The sequence below is a fragment of the Aeromonas rivuli genome (genome assembly GCF_000820045.1).
Taxonomy (GTDB): domain Bacteria; phylum Pseudomonadota; class Gammaproteobacteria; order Enterobacterales; family Aeromonadaceae; genus Aeromonas; species Aeromonas rivuli.
Genome location: NZ_CDBJ01000093.1, coordinates 1 through 1,459 on the forward strand (window position 1 = coordinate 1; position 1,459 = coordinate 1,459).

The following is a 1,459-nucleotide window of genomic DNA, read 5'->3' on the forward strand; positions in this document are numbered from 1 at the left end:
GAAACATGGCACGAATGACACAAGAAAAAGGGAAGACGCTATGGCGCTCCCCTCTGCTATCGGTTACGCCCGGAAGTATGCCCTTAAAGGGGCACAAGCGTCAGCCTTACCTGAAAGTGAGCGTCAGGCTTACCGCTCGGCTGGCGCGGCTCATCGTACAGGCGGTCATACAAACCAAGCTCGCCGCGCAAAAACGTAGACAGACCTACAAAGCTGTCTTGACCCACTGTTTTGATGCAGCGGTAAATCCGGCCGTCTTCATTCTCAATGACGATGTTAAGGGTTCGGCCTTTGCCTGGTGGTTGATGGGCAATGTAGTCACTGACCTGTTGGTCAAATTGGGCCGGAGCGACCCCTGAAAGGTACTTGCTCTTAAACATAAAACACTCCTAATCACGAAAGCACAAAGCCCCCCGCGTTCACAGTGTTGGCGCACCAGCGGTGGGGTTTGTTTACAACTTGCAGGACATTGAGATGCCAAATTTATCGGTCATTGACGCTATGCACAACAATCAACCGGATTTTTCGGCTCTGGAAACTGAGCTGGTCGCCGAGCTTGCAGCCTGGAATGCGACGGCACAAATAGAGCTGGCAGCTTTGAAACAGTGCCGCAAGCAACTGAGGGCAGCCCTCGCGGGTTTCCACCGCCGGAGCTACGCGTGCTGCTTGCTGGGTCAGAAATGCCGCATCTATCGACACTTCTATAACGTCTCTACCTGGAACATACATCGCACCGAACACCAGCTCGCCAATCTGCGCTGTGACGAGCCCTTGCCGTTCTGATGCGGGACTACCACGCCGAGCTATTTGACGCCAAGCCCATCGTCACCAGGCAGCCCTCTGCCTGGAAATTGGCGGCCTCTCTCAAAGCCATGGCGCGTCGAATCATGGCTTGTCGCCGTGTATCTCTCTATCCACTGGAGGCGTCTCGCTTGCCTGCCGCTCGGCGCAAGGCACTTGCCGTCCCCATCGACGAGGCCATCAAAACCTATTTCGTCGGCATCCCTGGCGCCTTGGCCCTGGACAGAGCACTTGACCTGCTCGAACGCCCTATTCCTCGCGAAGGCGGTGGGCCAGGGGTGTCACTGCCTGCTGACCTGATGGCTGAGCTGTTCGTGGGTTACTGCCTGCGCCGCGCCCCGGATGTGCTCAAGGGGGTGACTATCTGCTATGAAGCTAACCGCTGGCTTACGGGTCGCATCACCACCTTGCGCCAAGTGCAAAATGTTATCCCCGAGCCACTGGATGCCCTGCGTACCAAGGAAAGCCGCGAACGCTTGGCAGTGAACTACGTTGAGCGGGTCATGAGGCTGCTCAATGCCACCACTGATTTTGGCGATCAACAGGTGCTTGCCCTCCGGTTGTGGAAAGTATGCAGTCAACCCCTTGCCGCCTGGGGGCTATTGCCCCGCTTACCCAAGTTTAAGACCGCCGAGACCCGTGACAACTTTATCGCCGC

3 protein-coding genes are annotated in these 1,459 nt (G+C 56.8%); all 3 read left to right on the forward strand.

Features of this window, described 5'->3' with window-relative positions:
• The coding region (locus BN1130_RS22985) for a hypothetical protein (RefSeq protein WP_042044092.1) at window positions 1-359 on the forward strand (359 nt) is incomplete at its 5' end.
• Between the two features lie 115 nt (window positions 360-474).
• On the forward strand, window positions 475-783 hold the full coding sequence (locus tag BN1130_RS19520; RefSeq protein WP_042044093.1) for a hypothetical protein: 309 nt from the start codon (window positions 475-477) through the stop codon (window positions 781-783).
• Window positions 783-1,459 (forward strand): hypothetical protein (locus BN1130_RS19525; RefSeq protein WP_157014115.1); only part of this gene is annotated, 677 nt, incomplete at its 3' end. The genes BN1130_RS19520 and BN1130_RS19525, both read left to right, overlap by 1 nt.

Coding starts and splice junctions, on each gene's coding strand:
- BN1130_RS19520 (WP_042044093.1), top strand. CDS start 475: ATGCCAAATTTATCGGTCATTGACGCTATGCACAACAATCAACCGGAT.